The sequence below is a fragment of the Streptomyces sp. NPDC051133 genome, assembly GCF_040682635.1.
Lineage (GTDB): Bacteria > Actinomycetota > Actinomycetes > Streptomycetales > Streptomycetaceae > Streptomyces.
Window position 1 is genome coordinate 1 of sequence record NZ_JBFBBK010000213.1, and the last position, 1,740, is coordinate 1,740.

The 1,740-nt window shown below is 69.2% G+C and carries 1 protein-coding gene; it reads right to left on the reverse strand.

Going from position 1 to position 1,740, the window contains the following annotated elements; all coding sequences use genetic code 11:
• Positions 1 to 121: 121 nt before the first annotated feature.
• Positions 122 to 1,441 (reverse strand): Ig-like domain-containing protein, encoded by a 1,320-nt coding sequence (locus AB0N17_RS46500; protein ID WP_366017705.1) that lies wholly within the window; start codon positions 1,439 to 1,441, stop codon positions 122 to 124.
• Positions 1,442 to 1,740 lie beyond the last annotated feature (299 nt).

Consider the following 1,740-nt stretch of genomic DNA (forward strand, 5'->3'; position numbering starts at 1 on the left):
ACCATCACCGTCGGCGCCCGTCCGTTCGGCGTGGCGGTGAGCCCGGACGGCTTCCCCGACAGGGTTTCGGCCGCCGCCCGGCGGAAGGGATCAGGCTTCGTCTGCCCGGAGGGGTGTGGCGTCAGCCGGTCGCGCCGCCCGCGACCCACTGGCTCCACGGCATGTTCCAGTCGCTGAGGCCGTTGCCCGGGGCCAGCTTGGTCTTGTCGCTGGAGTTCTTCACGGTCACGACGTCGCCGATCATCGAGTTGTCGAAGAACCACGCGGCGGGCTGCTTGCCGTCGCCGCCGCCCCTGACGTCCTTCAGGCCCACGCAGCCGTGGCTGGTGTTGACCTTGCCGAAGACCGAGTCGGCACCCCAGTAGTTGCCGTGGATGAACGTGCCCGAGTCGGTCAGGCGCATGGCGTGCGGTACGGCCTTGATGTCGTACGAGGGCTTGCCGTCCTTCTCCGTGAGGCCCACGCTCGCGGCGTTCATGTGGACCTGCCTGAACTTCTCGGAGATCACCATCCGGCCGTTGTACGTCGGGTGCTCGGCGCTGCCGGACGAGATCGGGATGGTCTTGATCGTCTTGCCGTCCCGGACGACCGTCATCTGCTTGGTCTTGGCGTCGACGGTGCTGACCTGGCTCCGGCCGATCTTGAACGTGACGGTCTTCCGGACGCCGTGGGAGTTGAGCGTGACGGTGACGGTGGAGCCGGGCTTCCAGTAGGTCTCGGGGCGGAAGTCCAGGCGGTTGCCGCTGAGCCAGTGACCGACGACCTGCTGGCCGCTGCTGGAGTTGACCTGGATCTGCGACTGCACGGCGGCCCTGTCGCCGACCGCCCTGCCGAAGGTGACCGTCACCGGCATGCCCACGCCGACGGTCGAGCCGTCCTCGGGGGAGACGTGCCCGATGAAGTCGTTGGCCGGGGAGACCGTGGTGATCGTGGCGTTCCCGGTGACGGGGCGGCCCTTGGCGTCCTCGGCCTCCGCGGTGACCTGGTACTTGGTGGCCCGGTCCAGCCGGCCGGTCGCCTGCCAGGCCGTGCCGTCCCCGGACAGGGTGCCCGGAACCTCGGTACCGGTCGCGACGGCGGTCATGGTCACCTTGGTGAGCTTGCCCTTGCTGACGGCGACCTGGACGGGGGCGTCGGTCCCGACGTTGTAGGCACCTGGTCCAGGAGTGATCACTATTCGGGCGTCGGAAGCGTCCTGGGTGTCCGCCTGACCTGCCTGCTTCTGCGACGGCGACGGCGACGGCGACTGCGACGGCGCCTGTGCCTGTGCCTGCGTCTGCGACGGCGTCTGTGTCTGCGTCTGTGCCTGCGGCTGGTTCCCGGTGTCGTTGCCGCCGGTGGCGGCGTGGCCGGTGCCGCCGAAGGCCGTGAGGGCGAGTACGCCGCCGAGTACGCCGGCCGAGGTCATCAGCCCGGTGTGTCGCTTGCGTGCCGTGATCAAACGCTTCTCCCATGCCGCTGGTCGTTGAATCCTGGAGCTGGCCACCGGGGGGTGCAACCAGCTGCAAACGACCATTTTGGTGCATTCGCGCTGCTTAGTGAGCACATTGTGGCGAATTCCACGCGCTGTCCGGTATGGGGCCCGGCGCGGGGCGCTGGGCGCTGGGCGCTGGGCGAGCGGCAGCGTGTGCGTGAGGGGAGTGCCGCGTCGCAGCCGGGGTGGGCGGCGCGAGGGCTGCGGATCCTGCTTCAGCAGGCCGTTCCCGGCTCCGTTCTCAGCTGTGTCTTCCGGCTCGTCGA